At 66.0% G+C, this 17,823-nt stretch carries 19 protein-coding genes and 1 tRNA gene; 13 read left to right on the forward strand and 7 right to left on the reverse strand.

Translation table 11 applies throughout. From position 1 onward, the window contains the following. Positions 1 to 1,005: a tyrosine-type recombinase/integrase gene (locus ABD923_RS10005; RefSeq protein ID WP_259550503.1), complete on the forward strand. Its 1,005-nt coding sequence runs from the start codon at positions 1 to 3 to the stop codon at positions 1,003 to 1,005. Positions 1,006 to 1,082: 77 nt separating this feature from the next. Here ABD923_RS10005 and ABD923_RS10010 read toward each other — a convergent pair. From ABD923_RS10010 to ABD923_RS10025, 4 genes are all read right to left on the reverse strand, one after another. Continuing rightward, positions 1,083 to 1,159 (reverse strand) — tRNA-Arg (locus tag ABD923_RS10010). Between the two features lie 72 nt (positions 1,160 to 1,231). After that, on the reverse strand, positions 1,232 to 2,623 hold the full coding sequence (locus ABD923_RS10015; protein WP_259550504.1) for a sensor histidine kinase: 1,392 nt from the start codon (positions 2,621 to 2,623) through the stop codon (positions 1,232 to 1,234). A 34-nt stretch (positions 2,624 to 2,657) separates the two neighbouring features. Continuing rightward, positions 2,658 to 4,076, reverse strand: coding sequence for a dihydrolipoyl dehydrogenase family protein (locus tag ABD923_RS10020; RefSeq protein WP_259550505.1), 1,419 nt, complete (start codon positions 4,074 to 4,076; stop codon positions 2,658 to 2,660). Position 4,077: 1 nt separating this feature from the next. Then, entirely contained in the window at positions 4,078 to 4,815 is a 738-nt protein-coding gene (locus tag ABD923_RS10025) for a TVP38/TMEM64 family protein (RefSeq protein ID WP_405048315.1), read from the reverse strand. Between the two features lie 179 nt (positions 4,816 to 4,994). On the opposite strand from ABD923_RS10025, the gene ABD923_RS10030 reads away from it, so the two are divergent. The 4 genes from ABD923_RS10030 (at position 4,995) to yidD (ending at position 6,391) form a co-directional block, all read left to right on the forward strand. Then, positions 4,995 to 5,480: a 2-thiouracil desulfurase family protein gene (locus ABD923_RS10030; protein WP_259550507.1), complete on the forward strand. Its 486-nt coding sequence runs from the start codon at positions 4,995 to 4,997 to the stop codon at positions 5,478 to 5,480. Between the two features lie 136 nt (positions 5,481 to 5,616). After that, a complete protein-coding gene (gene rpmH, locus ABD923_RS10035; protein WP_025311815.1) occupies positions 5,617 to 5,754 on the forward strand; it encodes a 50S ribosomal protein L34 in 138 nt (45 codons plus the stop codon). A gap of 23 nt (positions 5,755 to 5,777) precedes the next feature. Further along, complete coding sequence (gene rnpA / locus ABD923_RS10040) at positions 5,778 to 6,173, forward strand: ribonuclease P protein component (protein ID WP_259550508.1); 396 nt, start codon at positions 5,778 to 5,780, stop codon at positions 6,171 to 6,173. Further along, positions 6,170 to 6,391 (forward strand): membrane protein insertion efficiency factor YidD, encoded by a 222-nt coding sequence (gene yidD, locus ABD923_RS10045; RefSeq protein ID WP_259550509.1) that lies wholly within the window; start codon positions 6,170 to 6,172, stop codon positions 6,389 to 6,391. The genes rnpA and yidD overlap by 4 nt, the downstream gene beginning before the upstream one ends. Positions 6,392 to 6,395: 4 nt before the next feature. On the opposite strand, the gene ABD923_RS10050 is transcribed toward yidD, so the two are convergent. After that, positions 6,396 to 7,340, reverse strand: coding sequence for an alpha/beta hydrolase (locus tag ABD923_RS10050; RefSeq protein WP_259550510.1), 945 nt, complete (start codon positions 7,338 to 7,340; stop codon positions 6,396 to 6,398). A 106-nt stretch (positions 7,341 to 7,446) separates the two neighbouring features. Here ABD923_RS10050 and ttcA point away from each other — a divergent pair, with 106 nt between their 5' ends. The 8 genes from ttcA to ABD923_RS10090 all read left to right on the forward strand — a co-directional run bounded on the left by ttcA (position 7,447) and on the right by ABD923_RS10090 (position 15,571). Next, the gene (ttcA, locus tag ABD923_RS10055) at positions 7,447 to 8,337 is read left to right on the forward strand and encodes a tRNA 2-thiocytidine(32) synthetase TtcA (RefSeq protein WP_259550511.1); all 891 of its coding nucleotides are present in this window, start codon (positions 7,447 to 7,449) and stop codon (positions 8,335 to 8,337) included. Positions 8,338 to 8,430: 93 nt separating this feature from the next. After that, the gene (locus ABD923_RS10060) at positions 8,431 to 10,002 is read left to right on the forward strand and encodes a putative bifunctional diguanylate cyclase/phosphodiesterase (protein ID WP_259550512.1); all 1,572 of its coding nucleotides are present in this window, start codon (positions 8,431 to 8,433) and stop codon (positions 10,000 to 10,002) included. Positions 10,003 to 10,129: 127 nt separating this feature from the next. Next, a complete protein-coding gene (gene yidC / locus ABD923_RS10065) occupies positions 10,130 to 11,953 on the forward strand; it encodes a membrane protein insertase YidC (RefSeq protein WP_259550513.1) in 1,824 nt (607 codons plus the stop codon). Beyond that, complete coding sequence (locus ABD923_RS10070) at positions 11,953 to 12,690, forward strand: MOSC domain-containing protein (RefSeq protein WP_259550514.1); 738 nt, start codon at positions 11,953 to 11,955, stop codon at positions 12,688 to 12,690. The genes yidC and ABD923_RS10070 overlap by 1 nt, the downstream gene beginning before the upstream one ends. Then, complete coding sequence (gene yihA / locus ABD923_RS10075; RefSeq protein ID WP_222190858.1) at positions 12,687 to 13,343, forward strand: ribosome biogenesis GTP-binding protein YihA/YsxC; 657 nt, start codon at positions 12,687 to 12,689, stop codon at positions 13,341 to 13,343. Before ABD923_RS10070 ends, yihA begins: the two co-directional genes overlap by 4 nt. A gap of 60 nt (positions 13,344 to 13,403) precedes the next feature. After that, positions 13,404 to 14,264, forward strand: coding sequence for an acetylglutamate kinase (argB, locus tag ABD923_RS10080; RefSeq protein ID WP_259550515.1), 861 nt, complete (start codon positions 13,404 to 13,406; stop codon positions 14,262 to 14,264). Positions 14,265 to 14,378: 114 nt separating this feature from the next. Further along, positions 14,379 to 15,062 (forward strand): ferredoxin, encoded by a 684-nt coding sequence (locus ABD923_RS10085; protein WP_259550516.1) that lies wholly within the window; start codon positions 14,379 to 14,381, stop codon positions 15,060 to 15,062. Beyond that, the gene (locus ABD923_RS10090) at positions 15,059 to 15,571 is read left to right on the forward strand and encodes a SixA phosphatase family protein (RefSeq protein ID WP_259550517.1); all 513 of its coding nucleotides are present in this window, start codon (positions 15,059 to 15,061) and stop codon (positions 15,569 to 15,571) included. The genes ABD923_RS10085 and ABD923_RS10090 overlap by 4 nt, the downstream gene beginning before the upstream one ends. A gap of 117 nt (positions 15,572 to 15,688) precedes the next feature. Here ABD923_RS10090 and ABD923_RS10095 read toward each other — a convergent pair whose 3' ends face one another. Both ABD923_RS10095 and ABD923_RS10100 read right to left on the reverse strand, forming a co-directional pair. Further along, positions 15,689 to 16,483: an amino acid ABC transporter ATP-binding protein gene (locus ABD923_RS10095; RefSeq protein WP_310796412.1), complete on the reverse strand. Its 795-nt coding sequence runs from the start codon at positions 16,481 to 16,483 to the stop codon at positions 15,689 to 15,691. Positions 16,484 to 16,497: 14 nt separating this feature from the next. Further along, positions 16,498 to 17,823, reverse strand: coding sequence for an amino acid ABC transporter permease (locus ABD923_RS10100; protein ID WP_259550518.1), 1,326 nt, complete (start codon positions 17,821 to 17,823; stop codon positions 16,498 to 16,500).

The following is a 17,823-nucleotide window of genomic DNA, read 5'->3' on the forward strand; positions in this document are numbered from 1 at the left end:
ATGAGGGGGCTCTGGATCCATCCGCGATCCGGCCTGCCATATTTCCGGTCGCGCAAGGGTGGGCAGCTGCGCCTCGTGCCCCTGCCTGCCGATTTGCCTCACGATCACCCCGACTTCATCGCCGCCTGGTCCGCCGCCGCGCGCGAGGTCGGCCCCGAAAAGGCGTTCGCCGGCGGGACGCTTGGCAGCACATGGGCTGCCGTTCTGGCCTCGGACGCGGTCGACCGGGTTTCGGCCACCTACCGGGGCATCCTCGTGCGCCACTCGGCCCGGATCGTCGAGAAGGCGGGCGACGTGAAAGCGACGGCGATCCAGCCCAAGCACGTGCGCGCCGACATCGCCACCGCCACCGACAAACCCGCGCGACGCAAGGCGTGGCGGTTCTGGGCCGCCTACTGCATCGAGCGCGGCTGGATTGAGACCGATCCGACGCAGGGCGTGAGGGTGAAAAGCGCGCCGACAACGGGGCACCCGACCTGGTCGCCGGACGACATCGCGGCATTTCGCGCGCGCTACGCGATCGGCACGACGCCGCGCGCGATCATGGAGCTGGCCTACTGGACAGGTGCGCGCCGGGGCGACGTTGTGCGGATTGGCGCCCAACATGTCGGACGCGACGGGGTGCTGTCCTTCACCCAGGGAAAGACCGGCCAGCCCGCCTTCGTGCCGTGGACCTGCCCGCTGCCGGCATGGGCCGCCCACATGGAACCTGACCGCCAGACCTGTCTGGCCGCGATCGCGCACATGCGCGGCGACCTGACCTTTCTCAGCACGGCGCAGGGTCGCCCGCGCAGCGACAAGGCCGCGGGGCAGGTCGTGTCACAGGCCGCCCGCGCGATCGACCTGCCGCTCAGCCTGCACGGGCTACGCAAGGCCCGCGCTGTCGCGCTGGCCGAGGCCGGGGCAAGCCCGTCGCGAATCGGGGCATGGACGGGTCACGCGACGCTGACCGAGATCGCCCACTACACCCGAGAAATGGACCGCAGGCGCGCCGTGCAGGGGTAGGCATTGGAAACCACTGCCCGCACAATTGGAAACCAAGGCGCGCTTTTACAGCAAAAACAGCAACTTAAAGGGGGAAGTGGCGCACCGGGGAGGATTCGAACCCCCGACCCCTTGATTCGTAGTCAAGTACTCTATCCAACTGAGCTACCGGTGCGTAGGGGCGGCATTTAACCCCCGGCGGCGAGGGTTGCAAGGGCGAATTCTCGGGGATTTCGCTTTCGCGAGGTCAAGGCAGCGCTGCGACCTTCGCGGGCAGGGAGATGGAAAAGACCGTTCCCTCCGGCCCGGTCTCGGACAGTTCCAGCCGACCGCCATGGCCGCGGATGATCTCGGCCGCGATGGCGAGGCCAAGGCCCGACCCGCCTTTACGCGCGCCTCCGTGGAACGGCTTGAAGAGGTGGTCCAACGCCTTTTTCGGCAGACCCGGCCCGGTATCGGCCACGCGGATGCGCCAACCGTCGTCGGTTTCCATGCCCTGGATGCTGATCTCGCCCGGTTCGCCCTTGGCCGCGATGGCCTGCCGGGCGTTGCGGACGAGGTTCGACAGAACGCGGTGCAACTGCTCGGGATCGGCGCGCACGACAAGACCCGCCGGCACGTCGCAGCCGTAGCTGACCAGCCCGTCCGAGTCGGTCAGGCGTTCGTTCTCGATCACGTCCTCGGCCAGGCGCGACAGGGCAAAGCGCTCCAGCTTGGGGGGCGGCTCCTCGGCGCGGCCAAAGGCCAGTGTCGCCTCGGTCAGGTTCACGGCCCGGGTGAGAGAGGCGACCAGCTTGGGCGTCGTGCGCTGCACCGCGGGGTCGGCGGACCCGTCCAGCCGGTCGGCCATCAGCGTCGCGGTGGTCAGGATATTGCGCAAGTCATGGCTGATCTTGGCCACCGCTTCGCCCAGTTGCGCCAATCGCTCCCGTTGGCGCAGCGCGCCGGTCAGTTGCGTCTGGAGGGTCTGGAGGGTTTCTTCTGCCTCGCGCAACTCGCGCACGCTGGCCCCCGGCTCGATGATGCGCGACGCATCTTCCGGCGCTTCGGCGTAGCGCGTCATCGCGTGGACCACCCGCTTGATCGGCGTCACCAGAAGACGCCGCACCGCGATGAACAAAAGCGCCGCCGTGAAGATCGAGATCATCGCCGACAAAAGCAGGATGCGCAGGCCGTAATCCAGCATCTCGGCCCGCAGCGGCCCGGTGTACATGGTGACCTCGATCAACAGGCCCGCTTCGCGCACCGGTTCACCGATGACGCGGATCGTCTCGTCCTGCGGGCGAAACAGCCGCCGCATCGCATCGCGGATCAGCACGGCGGCGGGCGGGTCGCGCAGGTCGAAGGAAAAGCTGACCGGCGGGATATTGTCCGAGGACAGGATCAACTGACGCGCCTCGTCGCGCCTGAGCACCACGTTCAACACGCCCGCGTTTTCCAGCAGCTCGGCCTCGAGTTCGTCGTCGATCATGCCGTCGGTCGCCAGAAGCGCCAGCGACGCGATCTGCGCCCGTTCCAGACGCGCAAGGATATAGTCCTCGCGGAACCGCGCGATGGAGGGCACGAAAATGAACACCTCGGCCAGCATCACGAAGATGATGGTCAGGATCAGAAAACGCCCTGAAAGCGAATTGGCCACGCCGCGCGGTACTCCTTGCCGTTAGCCTCGGGGCTCAGGGAATGACGCGCTGGATCGTGCGCACCACCCGCTTGACCCAAGGGTTCTCGAACAGCTTTGGAGAGAAATAGGCCCCCGCAGCGCGTTTGTTAATCTCTCCCATCGTCGGATAGGGCGCGACCATGCTCGCGATGGCCGACATCTTCATGCCGTTGGCAATGGCCAGCGCCCAGGTCTGGATCAAATCCCCCGCACCCGCGCCGACGATCGTGGCGCCCACGGGCTTGCCCCTGACCACCATCACCTTTGCAAATCCTTTGGTCTGCCCCGTCGCGATGGCGCGGTCGTTATGCGCGAACTCGGCCCGCGCCACGAACAGCTTGTCGCCATGCGCCTTGCGCGCCTGCGCCTCGGTCAGGCCGACCTGCGCCAGCTCCGGGTCGGTATAGGTCGCCCAGGGGATATGCGCGGTCTTGGCCTTGGCGGGCAGGCCGAACAAAAGCGGGCGGATCACCAGCCCGCCATGATAGCCCGCGACATGGGTGAACTGCATCCCGCCCGCCACGTCGCCCACGGCATAGACGCGGCGATTGGTCGAGCGCAGCCCCTTGTCCACGGTCACGCCGCGCGTGTCATAGTCCACCCCGGCCTTTTTGAGGTCGAGCGTATCGACATTCGCCTGCCGCCCGACCGCGACCAACAGGTGCGAGCCGGAGAACCTGCGCCCGTCCTCGGTGTCCAGCGTGATGTTACCGTCACCCCCGGAGACGCGGGCGACCTGCGCGCCCTCGACGATCTCGATCCCCTCGGCGCGCAGCGAAGCCAGAACGATCTCCGCCGCCTCGGGATCATCCTTTCCAAGGGCCTTGTCGCCCTCCAGCACGGTCACCTCGCAGCCCAACCGCCGATGCGCCTGCGCCATCTCCATCCCGATCGGGCCACCGCCGATGATCAGCAAGTGCAGGGGGCGGTCGCGCAGGTCGAAGATGGTTTCATTGGTGTGATGCTGCACCTCGTCGAGGCCCGGGATCGGCGGCACGAAGGGGCGCGATCCGGTCGCGATCACGAAACGGCGCGCCTTCACCACCGTGTCGCCGGCCTGAACCTCGGTCTCCGAGATGAACCGGGCCAGGGCGCGGATGACGTGGACGCCGAGGCCCTCGAACCGCTCCTGGCTGTCCACGGGGGCGATTGTCTCGATCACCGAGCGGACATGATCCTTGGCGGCGGCGAAATCGGGCGCCGGCTCGTGCCCCGCCACGCCAAAGGCCGCCTGCGCGGTGTCATGCGCCTTGTGTCCGGCGGCAAGCAATGCCTTTGACGGGACGCAGCCGAAATTCAGGCAATCGCCGCCCATCTCGTGCCCTTCGATCAGCACCACGCGCGCGCCCATCTGAACCGCGCCCGCGGCCACCGAAAGCCCGCCCGAGCCTGCCCCGATCACGCAGATATCGGTTTCGATCCGATTGGTCATGTCACAGGCCTTTCTTGCCGCGGAAAACGCGCAGGATGATCGGAAGCAGCGCCAGGGCCGCCAGCCCCAGCAGCGGCAACAGGATTTGAGGTTCGAAGATGATGCCGAGATCCGGCGTCTCGCCCCGGGCGAAGACCTCGGACAGGCCCGCGCCGACCGAGGTGTAGACGACCGCGCCGGGGATGATCCCGAGGAAGGTCGAGATCACGAAACGCGACAGCCGCACATTGACCAGAGCCGGCACGATATTGGCGACGAAGAACGGCACCGCCGGCACCAGCCGGATCAGGAACAGCATCGACCATTGGTTCTCGTCGATACCGGCCTTGATCCGCCGCACCAGACCTTCGGAGGCATCCATGCGGGCGGCCAGCTTTTCGCCCAGGCCCCAACGCGCGGCCAGAAAGATCCCCGTCGCGCCGATGGTTGCGGCTGTGACGTTAAACAATGCGCCGGGGAAGGTCGCGAAAAGGAACCCGCCCGTCAGCGTGGCAATCGTGGCTCCGGGGAGCGAGAACGCCACGATGGCGATGTAAATCGCGATGAAGGCGAGGGCTGTCGCGACGTAGTTCGCGTCGCGAAAGGCGATCAGACGCTCGCGATTCTCGGCCAGCGTCTGAAAGGTCAGCATATCGCGCAGGAAAAACCACCCAAGACCCGCAACAACCGCGATCAGCGCCAGCGGCACCAAACGCGCCAAGGGGGATTTCGGTGTCTCGTCCGTCGCGGTGCGATCCATTGCAATCATCTTTCCAGAGGGCTGTTTGGTGGTTGCCCATTACATGCACCCGCCGCCGTGCGGGCGACAGCCCGTTCACGCCTCGGTGATGTCGCGTGACGCAAACCTGTCGTAGCGTGACGACCCGACCGGTTTTTCGTAACACTTGGGCCGTCCCTGTAACGACCGGAACGCCGATCATGCAGCCCATTCTTGTCAGTGCCTGCCTGATGGGCCGCCCCGTGCGCTATGACGGGCGCGCCAAGACGCTGCATGACCGGCTTCTGTCGCGCTGGAAGGCCGAGGGGCGCCTGATCCCCTTTTGCCCCGAGGTTGCGGCAGGGCTGCCGACGCCCCGCCCGCCCGCGGAGATCGCCCCCGGTGACGACGCGGCAGCCGTGCTGGACGGCCAGGGCGCGATCCGGACGATAGATGACACCGACGTCACCGCCGCCTTTCTCACCGGGGCGCGGTTGACCGTCACGCTCGCCCAGCGCCATGGATGCCGTCACGCGCTCCTGATCGATGGCAGCCCGTCCTGCGGGTCCGACTTCGTCTATTCGGGTCGCTTCGATGGCATCCGCCAGCCTGGGCGCGGCGTGGTGGCCGAGGCCCTGATCCGGGCCGGTGTCGCCGTCTACACACCTGCCCGGATCGAGGATCTTGCCGCCGCGCTGGAAAGCTGATTTTCGCGGCTCAGCTTTGTTGACATGTGGTCCGAGAGTCCGTATCAGCGCGCTTCATCACAGATTCCAGCCGTATCGTGAGACGCGCTTCCGCGCTCCCCGGCATGGCCCGAGACGCAAGACGCGGAGAGAGACGATGTCGAAACGCACCTTCCAGCCTTCGAACCTGGTTCGCAAGCGCCGCCACGGGTTCCGCGCGCGCATGGCCACCAAGGCCGGCCGCAAGATCCTGAACGCCCGCCGCGCCCGCGGCCGCAAGTCGCTGAGCGCCTGATCGCGCCCATCGGCTCTGGTGCCATGGCACCCGCTGAGGATACGCCCCTGCCGACCGATGGGTCGCCGGGGGCTTTTTCTGTTGCGACGCTGAACAAGCGTCCCGATTTCCTGCGCGCGGCCCGCGCCCGCCGCGTCCCCTGCCCCGCCTTCCTTCTGCAAGCGCGCCAGCGCGCCCCGGACGAAGCGTCCGAGGCCCCGATCCGCGTGGGCTTCACCTGCTCGAAAAAGGTCGGCAACGCGGTCGCCCGCAATCGTGCCAAGCGCCGCCTGCGCGAGATCGCGCGCGCCGTTCTGCCGCTGGAGGGCAAGCCCGGTTGGGATTATGTTCTGATCGGGCGCAAGGACGAGACCGCCACCCGCGATTTCGCCGCCATGCAGGACGACCTGCGCCGCGCGCTGAGGAAACTGCACCGATGACCCCGTTCGCCTACATTGTCTCGCTGCCCGTCCGCTTTTACCGCGCCGTGTTCTCGCCTTGGGTCGGCCATTCCTGCCGCTACCACCCGACTTGTTCGGCCTACGCTATGGAAGCCCTGGAAAAGCACGGCGCGATCAAGGGCGGCTGGCTGGCCGCGCGGCGCATCCTGCGCTGCCACCCGTGGGGCGGCTCGGGCATCGACAACGTGCCGGACTGAGCCGTCAGCCAAAGCGCAGCCAGGTTCCCCCGTCCGAGGCGATCCGCGTCGGGATCTCGCGCCGGTCCACCGCGCCCCGGATCGTGTGCAAGACGTCTTCCATGAACTGCGCATCTTCGAACCACCAGGTGTGCGCCGGGTAGTCGAGATGGGCGAAATCCCCCCGATTCGCGTCGAAATAGGGGCCGCAATTTATGTCGATCGCCTTTTGCGGCGCGTCGATGATGCCGATCCGGCCGGCGCGCGGGGCCACCCCGATCCGCTTGATGTCAGAGAGGGACAGCACGTTGTCGAACGGGTTGTGGTAATTCGTCAGCCGCACGCAATGGCGGTAGAGCGACGAAGATTTCGAACTGTCCGCGGTCAGCGAGGCCGAGGAGACATCCGCCGAGATCAGCATCACCTGGCTGACCGACCAACTGTGTGCGGCGACGCCGGGGCGGTCATCGGCATCGTCGAAGGCCTCGCGCACCACGTAGGCGCCGGTCGAATGCGCGATCAGGTGCAGGTTCACGAAACAGTCGGGCCGTTGCAGCCGCGCGAAACTGGCGATGCCTTCGGTGACCAACCGAAAGGCCGACATCTTCGCGTCCAGACGATCCTCCAGGTAATTCAGCGCCATGTTGGCCGCGGGCCAGTCGAAGCTGACCACCACGCCCTCGAATCCCATCCCCTCCAGATGCGCGCGGATCTTGCGGTGACGGGTAAGCATCACCTCCTGCGGGGTGTTGAACCCGTGGATGTAGAACAGGATATCCCCGCGCGGCCCGTCGTTCTGCTGGCCATGACGCGCCGCCTCGAACACCGCGTCGACCCAGGCCGATTTGCGGATGACATGGTCGGGCGTCGGCGCGGGCTCATGCGCGGGCACGGCGAGAAAATGGCTCGCCCCCGGCTCGGCGATGAACGCCCCCTGCCGGATGGAACGGACGGAAAAGACGTAATCCATGCAGTGACCCTCCCTTCGGTCCATCCAGTATGCGCGAGGCTGGCGTCGCGGTGAAATGGTGGTTTTCCCCTAGGCAGAAGATCGCGCAGGGGATAGACGGGCGCCCATGCTGGACCGCGAAAACCAACCACAGACCGACGAGGCGGGGGACGATATTCACCCGCTCTTTTTCGGTGCGCCCAAGACGACCGAGTTCAAGAAGCTCCGCAAGCGGATCATCAAGGACACGCGCGAGGCGATCGAGCGTTACGGCATGATCGAGCGGCGCGCGCCCGACGCCCCGCGCGAGAAATGGCTGGTCTGCCTGTCTGGCGGCAAGGACAGCTACACCCTGCTCGCCGCCCTGACCGAGTTGCAGTGGCGCGGCCTTTTGCCGGTGGACCTTTTGGCCTGCAATCTCGACCAGGGGCAGCCGGGGTTTCCGGCGACCGTCCTGCCGGAATTTCTCGAACGGATGGGCGTGCCGCATCGCATCGAATATGCCGACACCTATTCCATCGTGATGGACAAGGTGCCCCAGGGCCGGACCTATTGCGCGCTCTGCTCGCGGCTGCGGCGCGGCAACCTTTATCGCATCGCGCGGGAAGAAGGATGCAGCGCGGTCGTTCTCGGCCATCATCGCGACGACATTCTTGAAACCTTCTTCCTCAACCTCTTTCACGGCGGCAAGCTGGCGACGATGCCGCCCAAGCTGGTGAACGACGAGGGCGACCTGTTCGTGCTGCGCCCGCTGGCCCATGTGTCCGAGGCCGATTGCGAGCGTTTCGCGCGGGCCATGGATTATCCGATCATCCCCTGTGACCTCTGCGGCAGCCAGGACGGCCTGCAACGCCAGGCGATCAAGCGCATGCTCGACGGGTGGGAGGAGAAGGCCCCGGGCCGCCGGCAAAAGATGTTCTCGGCCCTGATGAGCGCGCGGCCCTCGCATCTGCTCGATTCCGGCCTGTTCGACTTCGCTGGCCTGACGCGCGCAGATCGGGACAATTCTCCGGAATAACCCCGGCGCCCTTAAGCGCCTGTTTGGCCTTTGACGGTAAGCCTTGTCCAACGTCGCAGTGCGTTTGCGTCACCGGAGAAGGAAAACGAGATCATGAGCAGTGGGCTGATTGCGGGCGCAACCCGGGCACAGCGCATGTTGCGCAGCGCGCTGTCGCGGCTCGATATTCTGGCCGCCTTCCCGCTCTTGATCCTTCTTGCGCACGAGATCGGAGATGCGAGCCTGTTGCTGGCCACAAGCCTCCTGTTGCCCGCGCTTCTGGCCCTGCAATCCATTTCTCTCGGACACGCAGGGGCCACATGGGATCCGCCGACGCGCCCGCATGACAGCGCGCGACTCCCCGGTCGGCAGGCGGTGCTGGACCTGCTCGAACAAACGGCCCGCGCGCCGCGCCACGAGAGCGCCTGTATCCTTCTCGAAATCGACGACTGGCGCGACATCGCCGATCGTTGGGGCGCGGAAACCTCGGCCGACATCGCGCTGCTCTGCCTCGACCGCCTGCGTAGCGTGCTGCGCCATGATGACGTGATCGCCAGGCTGGGCGATGCGCGCTTTGCCATTGCGCTGGCTCCGGTGCCGGCGGCCCGGATGGGGATACGCGACGGGATCGTGTCGCGCCTGCGCGCCGCGATTGGCGAACCGATAGCCATTGACGGCACGTCCATCCGCGTCACCGCATCGGTGGGGCATGCGGCCCTGCTCCGCGACACCGCGGACCCGGCTGGCACCACTCTGGACGCGGCCGAAGCTGCTTTGGCCGACGCACATGGGGCCGGCGTCAACAGCGTGCGCGCCTTCGCACCCGGCATGCTGCGTGCCCGCCGTACCCGTGCCCGCCTCACCGATGAGATCGAAAGTGCTCTGGCCTCGGGCGATATCCGCGCCTGGTTCCAGCCGCAGGTCCGGGCGCGCACCGGCGTCATCACCGGTTTCGAGGCGCTGGCGCGCTGGCACCATCCCAGGCTGGGCGTCCTGGGTCCGGCCGACTTCCTCGAGGCCGCCGTCGATGCCGGCCAAATGCAGGCCCTTGGCCAAAAGATGCTGCGCGATGCGCTGGCCGCATTGCAGGATTGGGATCTGGCCGGACTGAACGTCCCCTCGGTGTCCGTCAATTTCTCGGCTACCGAGTTGCGCGACCCGTCTCTCGCCGAACGGATCCGCTGGGATCTGGACCGCTTCGATCTGCGCCCCGACCGGTTGGTCGTCGAAATCCTCGAAACCGTGGCCGCGCAATCGACCGATGATGTGGTGATCGCGACCCTGTCCGCCCTCGGATCAGAAGGGGTGCGCCTCGACCTTGATGATTTCGGCATCGGGCAGGCCTCGCTGGCCGCCGTGCGCCGGTTCGGCGTCAGCCGCTTCAAGATCGACCGGTCCTTCGTGATCGGCATCGACCACGACCCGGAACAGCAATCCATGGTCGCCGCGATCCTTGCCATGGCGCGGGAACTGGGGGTCGAGGCGCTGGCCGAAGGTGTCGAAACCGCGGAGGAGCGGGGCAAACTGGTCGAGATGGGCTGCACGCATCTGCAAGGCTTCGCCATCGCGCGCCCCATGCCCCGCGAAAAAGTCATGGACTGGATCATCGCGCACAATTCGGGCCTTGCACGCGACCCGGGGTCGAGCGATCCGCACAACAGCACGGCCGCTGACAAACAGGGCTGAGCGCGACAACATCGCGCGGCGCCGATTCGCCTTGGAAACAAGGCGGGCGCGCGGAAAACGCCCCTTGACCTTTGCACCCCCCTTCTGTTGAACCCTCCTGCATTGTGAACGAGGGATCTCGGCGACCATGGAAGACAACCGCAATCTCATTCTGGCCACCGGCCTCAGCATGCTTGTCATCCTCGTATGGTTTGTGCTGTTCCCCCCGCCCGAGCCGGTGGAGGACCCCAACGCCATACCCGTGGCCGAGGAAAGCACCGGTGGCGGCGTGGACATGGCCGTTGCGCCGCCCGCGGCCGATACACCGGATGATCCGGTCGCCATCGACGCGACCGCGCTGACCGAGGTCGCGCTCAGCGAGGCCGCGCGCCTGCCCATCGACACCCCCTCGGTCGAGGGCACGATCTCGCTGCTTGGCGGCCGGATCGACGACCTGTCGCTGCGCACCTACGACGAAACCCTCGATCCCGACTCGCCCATCGTCCGGCTTCTGTCGCCCGTCGGCACCGCCGAACCGTATTACGCGCTCTATGGCTGGGCCCCCGGTGGCGACCTCGGCTTCGACCAGGTTCCCGGCGCCGACACGCCCTGGACCGTGGAAGACGGGGAAACCCTGACCCCGGACAGCCCGGTCACCCTGCGCTGGGACAACGGCGCAGGCCTGATTTTCCGCCGCGTGATCGAGATCGACGAAGATTACATGTTCACGGTCACGCAATCGGTCGAGAACAGCACCGAGGCCGACGTGCGCCTTGCCCCCTATGGCATCGTCGCCCGCCACGGCCTGCCCGCCGATCTGCAGAATTTCTTCATCCTGCACGAAGGCGTGGTCCGCAAGGTCGACGGCGAGCTGGACGAGATCGCCTATGACGACATGCCCGATCTCGATCTGGTCGCGCGCGAAGGCGCCCCGGCCGAGGTTGTCGAAGTCACCGAGAACGGCTGGATCGGCTTCACCGACAAGTACTGGATGACCACGCTGATCCCGGGTGCGGGCCAGGCCTTTACCTCGGTCACGAAATACGTCGCCTCCGCTGATATCTACCAGACCGAGGCGCGCATGCCTGCCGTCTCCGTCGCGCCGGGCGAAACCGCCGAGATGACGACGCAGCTGTTCGCCGGCGCCAAGGAATGGGAAACCATCCGCGAATACCAGGACGTGGGCGGCATCGACCGCTTCGTCGACTCGATCGACTGGGGCTGGTTCTACTTCCTGACCAAACCGATGTTCTGGCTGCTGCACACGCTCAACCAGCTGATCGGCAACATGGGCCTCGCGATCATCGCGCTGACGCTTATCGTCAAGGCCGTGCTCTTCCCGCTGGCCTACAAGTCCTACGTCTCGATGGCCAAGATGCGCGAGCTTCAGCCCGAGATGGAGAAGCTCAAGGAACGCGCCGGCGATGACCGCGAAGCGCTGCAGCGCGGGATGATGGAGCTCTACAAGAAGAACAAGGTGAACCCGGCCTCCGGCTGTCTGCCGATCCTGTTGCAGATCCCGATCTTCTTCTCGCTCTACAAGGTGATCTTCGTCACGCTGGAACTGCGCCACGCGCCCTTCTTCGGCTGGCTGAACGACCTGAGCGCGCCTGACAGCTCGTCGATCCTCAACCTGTTCGGCCTGCTGCCCTACGCGGCGCCCGAACCGGGCACGATCATGGCGCTGATCTTCATCGGCATCCTGCCGCTGCTGCTTGGCATCTCGATGTGGTTCCAGCAAAAGCTGAACCCGGCCCCCACGGATCCGACGCAAGCCGCGATCTTTGCGTGGCTGCCCTGGGTCTTCATGTTCATGCTGGGCAGCTTTGCCTCGGGCCTGCTGGTCTACTGGATCGCGAACAACACGATCACCTTCATCCAGCAATACACGATCATGCGCATCCAGGGGTACAAGCCCGACGTGTTCGGAAATATCCGCAGCAGCTTCAAACGCAAGAAATCCGATAGCTGATGCAGGCCCGGCTGGCCCATATCTGGCGGCACCCGATCAAGGGCATCGGGGCCGAGCCGCTGGAGCGGGTCAGCCTGTCACCGGGCCGGCCCCTGCCGCTGGATCGCGCCTGGGCCGTGCTTGAGGACGGCGGGGAATCTGGCCCCGGCTGGCGCTCGTGCCGCAACTTCCTGCGCGGGGCCAAGGGGCCGTCGCTGATGGCCATCACGGCGCGAGTCGAGGGCGAGACGATCCATTTGTCCCACCCGGACCGACCCGACCTGTCGATTGCGCCGCCGCATGATGCGGATGCCCTGTTCGGCTGGCTCCGCCCGATCTACCCGGCCGATCGCCGCCCCCCGGCTGCGCTGGTGCAAAGCCCGCCCGAGGGGATGTCGGACGCGCCCTTTGCCTCGGTCGCGATCCTCAACCTGTCGTCGCTCCGCGCACTGTCGCAGAAGGTCGGCCAAGTGCTGGACCCGCGCCGGTTTCGCGGCAATCTCTGGCTCGACGGCCTCGCCCCGTGGGAGGAGTTCGACCTGGTCGGCAAGACGCTCGCCATCGGGGATGCACGCCTCGAAATCGTTGAGCCCATCGGACGCTGCCGCGCGACCGAGGCCAATCCCGACACAGGCCGCCGCGACGCCCCTACCTTGCAAGCCCTGCAAGACGGCTGGGGCCATACCGAGTTCGGCGTTTATGTGACGGTGCAAACGGGCGGTGACATCGCCCTTGGCGACGAGGCGACATTGGCATGAACACGCCCCTCCCCTTCCCACTGGCCGAAGACCCCGATGCGCCGACCGCCGAGGCCGCGCGCAAGCTGTTTGCCGGGGGCGCAGAGTTCCTGAAGGGCGTCGTCGCGATGGACGGCCTGCCCCCCGATGACCGGGCCGAGGTCTGCTTTGCGGGCCGCTCGAACGTGGGAAAATCCACCCTCATCAACGCGCTGACGGGCCGCAAGGCGCTGGCGCGGGCCTCGAACACGCCGGGGCGGACGCAGGAAATCAACTACTTCACCCTGGGCGACAGCCACTACCTCGTCGATCTGCCCGGCTATGGTTACGCCGAGGCACCCGTCGACGTGGTGCGCCGCTGGCAAACCCTGCTCAAGGCGTACCTCTCGGGCCGCGCCACCTTGCGCCGCGCCTTCGTGCTGGTCGACATGCGCCACGGCATCAAGCCCGTGGACGAAGAGATCATGGCGCTTCTCGACACCTCGGCGGTGACCTTCCAGGTCGTCCTGACCAAGGCCGACAAGGTGAAGGAAAAGGACCGCGAAAAGGTGTTGCGACAGGTGCGCGAGAAACTGTCCAAGCACCCCGCCGCCTTTCCCGAACTGGTCCAGACCTCCTCGGAGAAAGGTCAGGGCATCACGACCCTGCGCGCGATCATCGCCGGGCTGGCCTGAGCCACCTTCACAATCGGGCCGGGCGCGCCTATGCAGGTGTGACGCTCTTTCGGTGCAGCCATGAAGACCCAGGATATGACCCGCGATTACCTCGGCACCGCCCGGACCCTGTCCGAGGCTCTCCCCTACCTCCAGCGCTATGACGACGCGACCGTCGTCATCAAGTTCGGCGGAAACGCCATGGGCGATGACGAGGCGATGGCCAGCTTCGCCCGTGACATCGTGCTGCTGCGACAGGTGCGGGTGAACCCGGTGGTGGTGCATGGCGGCGGTCCGATGATCAATGACATGCTGGCAAAACTCGGCGTCACGTCGGACTTCGTCGGCGGCAAACGGGTGACCGATCAGCAAACGGTCGAAGTGGTCGAGATGGTCCTTTCGGGCCTTGTGAACAAGCGGATCGTGCAGGCGATCAACGCGCAGGGTGGGCGCGCCGTGGGCCTGTCGGGCAAGGATGCCAACCTGATCGTGTGTGATCCGGCCGACCCCAAGCTTGGCTTTGTCGGCGAACCGAACGAGGTGAACCCGCAGGTGCTGACCAACCTGTTCGGGGATGACATGATCCCCGTCATCGCCCCCCTGGGCGCGGGCCGAAACGGCGAGACATTCAACATCAACGGCGACACCGCTGCGGGCGCCATCGCGGCTGCGTTGAAAGCCGATCGCCTGCTGCTGCTGACCAATGTCGCGGGTGTGAAGAACGAGGCGGGCGAGGTCGTCACCGCGCTCAGCGCCGCCGAGGTCGAGGAGATGACCGAGAAGGGCATCATCTCGGGCGGCATGATCCCCAAGACCGAAACCGCGCTTCAGGCGGTGCGCAACGGCGTGCGCGCCTGCACCATCGTGGATGGCCGGGTGTCGAACGCCGTTCTGCTGGAGCTTTTCACCGAGCATGGCGCGGGCTCGATGATCCGCGCCTGACGGGGCCGGATCGGCAGGTCACACCCCGTACACATCCTGTACACACCCCGTGCATACAGCGGCGCGGCCCTATCGCCTCTCGCCAGAGCGGGGCCGCTCGCCTACCGTCTCGGCATGATCACCTATTCCGACATCGCGACTCGGGTCGCGCGCGATCAGTTGGAGGTCTTCGGCGGGTTTCATCCCGGCCCGAATGACGGCGCGCCGACGGGCTGCGGAACGCTGCTGTTGCTCGGGCCCCGTGAGCCGGGCTTCTGGGACACGCTCCTGAGTGCGCCCGAGGCGACAGAGTCGCAATCGCACGACGCGTCCAGCCTGACCCCCGACCTCGACACCATGGATCGCTGGTCGGCCCGGGTGATCGGTGAGATCGCCACTGACCTCGGCGGGCGGGCCGTGTTCCCCTTCGGCGGCCCGCCATCCTACCCGTTCTTCGCCTGGGCGACGAAATCCGGGCGGGCCTGGGCCAGCCCTGTGACGCTCTTGGTGCATGACGTTGCGGGGCTGATGGTGTCCTACCGCGGCGCCCTCGCCCTGCCGTTTCATGTCGATCTGCCCACGCATCCCGATGCGCGCCCGTGCACGCGCTGCGACCAGCCCTGCGTCACCGCCTGCCCCGCTGCTGCGCTGACCGCCGCCGGCTACGATACCGGGGCCTGCCACGCGGCGCTCGACACACCGGCCGGCGCAGGGTGCATGAGCCAAGGCTGCGCCGTGCGCCGCGCCTGCCCGATCAGCCAAGCCTATGGCCGCGACCCGGCCCAATCGGCCTATCACATGCGAGCGTTCCATCCATGACCCGAACCCTGATCCTGATCCGTCACACCAAGTCCGATTGGGGCGATGCCGGCCTGTCGGACCATGACCGCCCGCTGAACGGGCGCGGCCAACTCAGCGCGCCGCGCATCGGCCATTGGCTCGCCCGGACAGGCCACACCCCGGACATGGCGATGATCTCCAGCGCGCGCCGGACGCAGGAGACATGGGCGGGGATCGCCGGGCAGCTTGAAAATCCGCCCGATCCGATCATCAGCCATGGCCTCTACAATGCCGCGCCCGCCGATCTGCTGACCGCGATCCGCAGCGCCGAGGACGCCAGGACCCTGGCCATCGTCGCGCATAACCCCGGCATCGGCAGCCTCGCCTGGTCGCTCTGCGCAATGCCGCCGGATCATCCGAAATTCGGCCTGTATCCGACCGGCGCGACACTGGTCCTGTCCTTCCGCGGGGCCTGGGCCGAGGTCGCGCCGGGTCGCGGGCGGGTGCTGGATTTCGTCGTGCCGCGCGAACTGCCCGATCCCGGCTGACCCACCCCTTCATCTTGGCAAGAAAACTCCCGCCGGAGGCAAAAGGGCCGCAAGGGGGTCAATCCCCCTTGCGGCCCTTGCCCGGTCGTCCCGCGCGACAGCGCGGGGCGAAATATCTCAGTGACCGAGGATCTGGCTGAGAAACAGCTTGGTCCGGTCGCTTTGCGGGTTGTTGAAGAACTCTTCCGGCTCGTTCTGTTCGACGATCTGGCCCGCATCCATGAAGATCACGCGGTTCGCCACCTGGCGGGCAAAGCCCATCTCGTGCGTCACGCAGAGCATGGTCATGCCTTCCTCGGCGAGCTGGATCATGGTGTCGAGCACCTCCTTGATCATCTCGGGGTCCAGCGCCGAGGTCGGCTCGTCGAACAGCATGATGCGCGGGCGCATGCAAAGCGAGCGGGCGATGGCCACACGCTGCTGCTGACCGCCCGAGAGCTGGCCGGGATACTTGTCGGCCTGTTCGGGGATCTTCACCTTGTTGAGGAAATACATCGCCGTTTCCTCGGCCTCTTTCTTGGGCGTCTTGCGCACCCAGATCGGGGCCAGCGTGCAGTTCTCCAGGATCGTCAGATGCGGGAACAGGTTGAAGTGCTGGAACACCATCCCGACCTCGGACCGGATCTTGTCGATGTTCTTGAGGTCGTTCGACAAAAGCGTGCCATCGACGGTAATGGAGCCCTGCTGATGTTCCTCCAGCGCGTTGATGCAGCGGATCAGCGTGGATTTGCCCGAGCCCGAGGGCCCGCAGATCACGATGCGTTCGCCCCGGTTCACCGTCAGGTTGATGTCGCGCAGAACGTGGAACGTGCCGTACCACTTGTTCATGTTGCGGATCTCGATGGCGACCTCGTCCGAGACCGTCATCTGCGAGCGGTCGATTGCGCGGGCTTCTGCGGTTGCGTCGGTCATGTGTCAGACCTCCCTCAGCGGTGATCGGTGCGCAGCTTGCGCTCCAGGTATTGCGAATAGCGGCTCATCGAGAAGCAGCTGATGAAGAAGCAGAGCCCGATGAAGATGAAGAGCTCCCAGTAGACGCCGTTCCAGTCGGTCGAGGCGCGAATGGCGTTCGAGAACCCGATCGGGTCCAGCAAGCCGATGAAGACCACCAGCGTCGTGTCCTTGAACAGGCCGATAAAGGTGGAGACGATTCCGGGAATGGAGATCTTGAGGGCCTGCGGCAGGATGATCAGGCGCATGGATTGCCAGTAGTCGAGGCCGAGACTGTCGGCGCCCTCGTACTGGCCACGCGGCAAGGCCGCGAGACCGCCCCGAACCACCTCGGCGATATAGGCCGAGGAGAAGAGCGTCACCATGATGATCACGCGCAGCATGAGGTCGAAATTCGTGCCCGGCGGCAGGAAGTAGTTCAACAGCAGCGACGCGGTGAAGAGCCACACGATCAGCGGCACGCCCCGGATCACCTCGATGAAGATCACCGAGAACTTGTTGATGATGAACAGGTCCGACTGGCGGCCGAGGGCAAGGACGACCCCCAGCGGCAGCGACAGGATGATGCCCGCGATCCCGATGACGAAGGCCAGCATGAAGCCGCCGAAATCGTCCGAGGGCACATACTCGATGCCGATGGGCAGGATGCCGGCGATCACGCCCGCCAACGGCCCGGCCAGGAACATCCAGTAGAGGATCGGCACCAGGACGGTTGCGATGATGGCCCCCAGCTGCCCGATGATCGGCACAGCGATCTTGAAGACCAGCCAAGCGAGGATGAAGCCGACGGCAACGGCGATCGGGCCCCAGATCGAGCCGCCCCAGAGCAGCCAATACAGGATGAAGGGCGACGCGGCCGTGACGGCCAGGAGCTTGCGCGGCAGTTCCGCGTAGAGCACCGGTGAAATGGCCCCAAGGAACAGGATCAGCGCAAGAACCGGGCGCCAGTAGAGTTCCGAGGGGTAGAAGCCGAAGGTCAACTGATCCCACCGGTCGGTCAGGACGGCCCAGCAGGCAACCTCCATCCCTTCGCCGTAGCGCTCGTCGCGGATCTCGCGGCATTGCGTCAGGCTATCGGCGTCCCAGATGCCGTAGAAGATCCAACCCAGGACATGGCTGAGAACCCAGTAGATCACGAGAACCGAGATCACGGTCAGGATGCTGTTCAGCACCGAGGAAAACAGGTTTTCCCGCAGCCATTTCACGGCCCCCTTCTCCGCCACGGGCGGTTCGCGTTCGGGCAGCATGTCCTTGCGGACAAAGGCGGTCGCAAGCGCGCTTTCTGCGTGTGTATCGCTCAT

This window comes from [Roseibacterium] beibuensis (assembly GCF_039542305.1).
Taxonomy (GTDB): domain Bacteria; phylum Pseudomonadota; class Alphaproteobacteria; order Rhodobacterales; family Rhodobacteraceae; genus Roseibacterium; species Roseibacterium beibuensis.

Coding starts and splice junctions, on each gene's coding strand:
- ABD923_RS10005 (WP_259550503.1), top strand. CDS start 1: ATGAGGGGGCTCTGGATCCATCCGCGATCCGGCCTGCCATATTTCCGG.
- ABD923_RS10020 (WP_259550505.1), bottom strand. CDS start 4,076: ATGACCAATCGGATCGAAACCGATATCTGCGTGATCGGGGCAGGCTCG.
- ABD923_RS10025 (WP_405048315.1), bottom strand. CDS start 4,815: ATGGATCGCACCGCGACGGACGAGACACCGAAATCCCCCTTGGCGCGT.
- ABD923_RS10030 (WP_259550507.1), top strand. CDS start 4,995: ATGCAGCCCATTCTTGTCAGTGCCTGCCTGATGGGCCGCCCCGTGCGC.
- rpmH (WP_025311815.1), top strand. CDS start 5,617: ATGTCGAAACGCACCTTCCAGCCTTCGAACCTGGTTCGCAAGCGCCGC.
- rnpA (WP_259550508.1), top strand. CDS start 5,778: ATGGCACCCGCTGAGGATACGCCCCTGCCGACCGATGGGTCGCCGGGG.
- yidD (WP_259550509.1), top strand. CDS start 6,170: ATGACCCCGTTCGCCTACATTGTCTCGCTGCCCGTCCGCTTTTACCGC.
- ABD923_RS10050 (WP_259550510.1), bottom strand. CDS start 7,340: ATGGATTACGTCTTTTCCGTCCGTTCCATCCGGCAGGGGGCGTTCATC.
- ttcA (WP_259550511.1), top strand. CDS start 7,447: ATGCTGGACCGCGAAAACCAACCACAGACCGACGAGGCGGGGGACGAT.
- ABD923_RS10060 (WP_259550512.1), top strand. CDS start 8,431: ATGAGCAGTGGGCTGATTGCGGGCGCAACCCGGGCACAGCGCATGTTG.
- yidC (WP_259550513.1), top strand. CDS start 10,130: ATGGAAGACAACCGCAATCTCATTCTGGCCACCGGCCTCAGCATGCTT.
- ABD923_RS10070 (WP_259550514.1), top strand. CDS start 11,953: ATGCAGGCCCGGCTGGCCCATATCTGGCGGCACCCGATCAAGGGCATC.
- yihA (WP_222190858.1), top strand. CDS start 12,687: ATGAACACGCCCCTCCCCTTCCCACTGGCCGAAGACCCCGATGCGCCG.
- argB (WP_259550515.1), top strand. CDS start 13,404: ATGAAGACCCAGGATATGACCCGCGATTACCTCGGCACCGCCCGGACC.
- ABD923_RS10085 (WP_259550516.1), top strand. CDS start 14,379: ATGATCACCTATTCCGACATCGCGACTCGGGTCGCGCGCGATCAGTTG.
- ABD923_RS10090 (WP_259550517.1), top strand. CDS start 15,059: ATGACCCGAACCCTGATCCTGATCCGTCACACCAAGTCCGATTGGGGC.
- ABD923_RS10095 (WP_310796412.1), bottom strand. CDS start 16,483: ATGACCGACGCAACCGCAGAAGCCCGCGCAATCGACCGCTCGCAGATG.
- ABD923_RS10100 (WP_259550518.1), bottom strand. CDS start 17,823: ATGAGCGATACACACGCAGAAAGCGCGCTTGCGACCGCCTTTGTCCGC.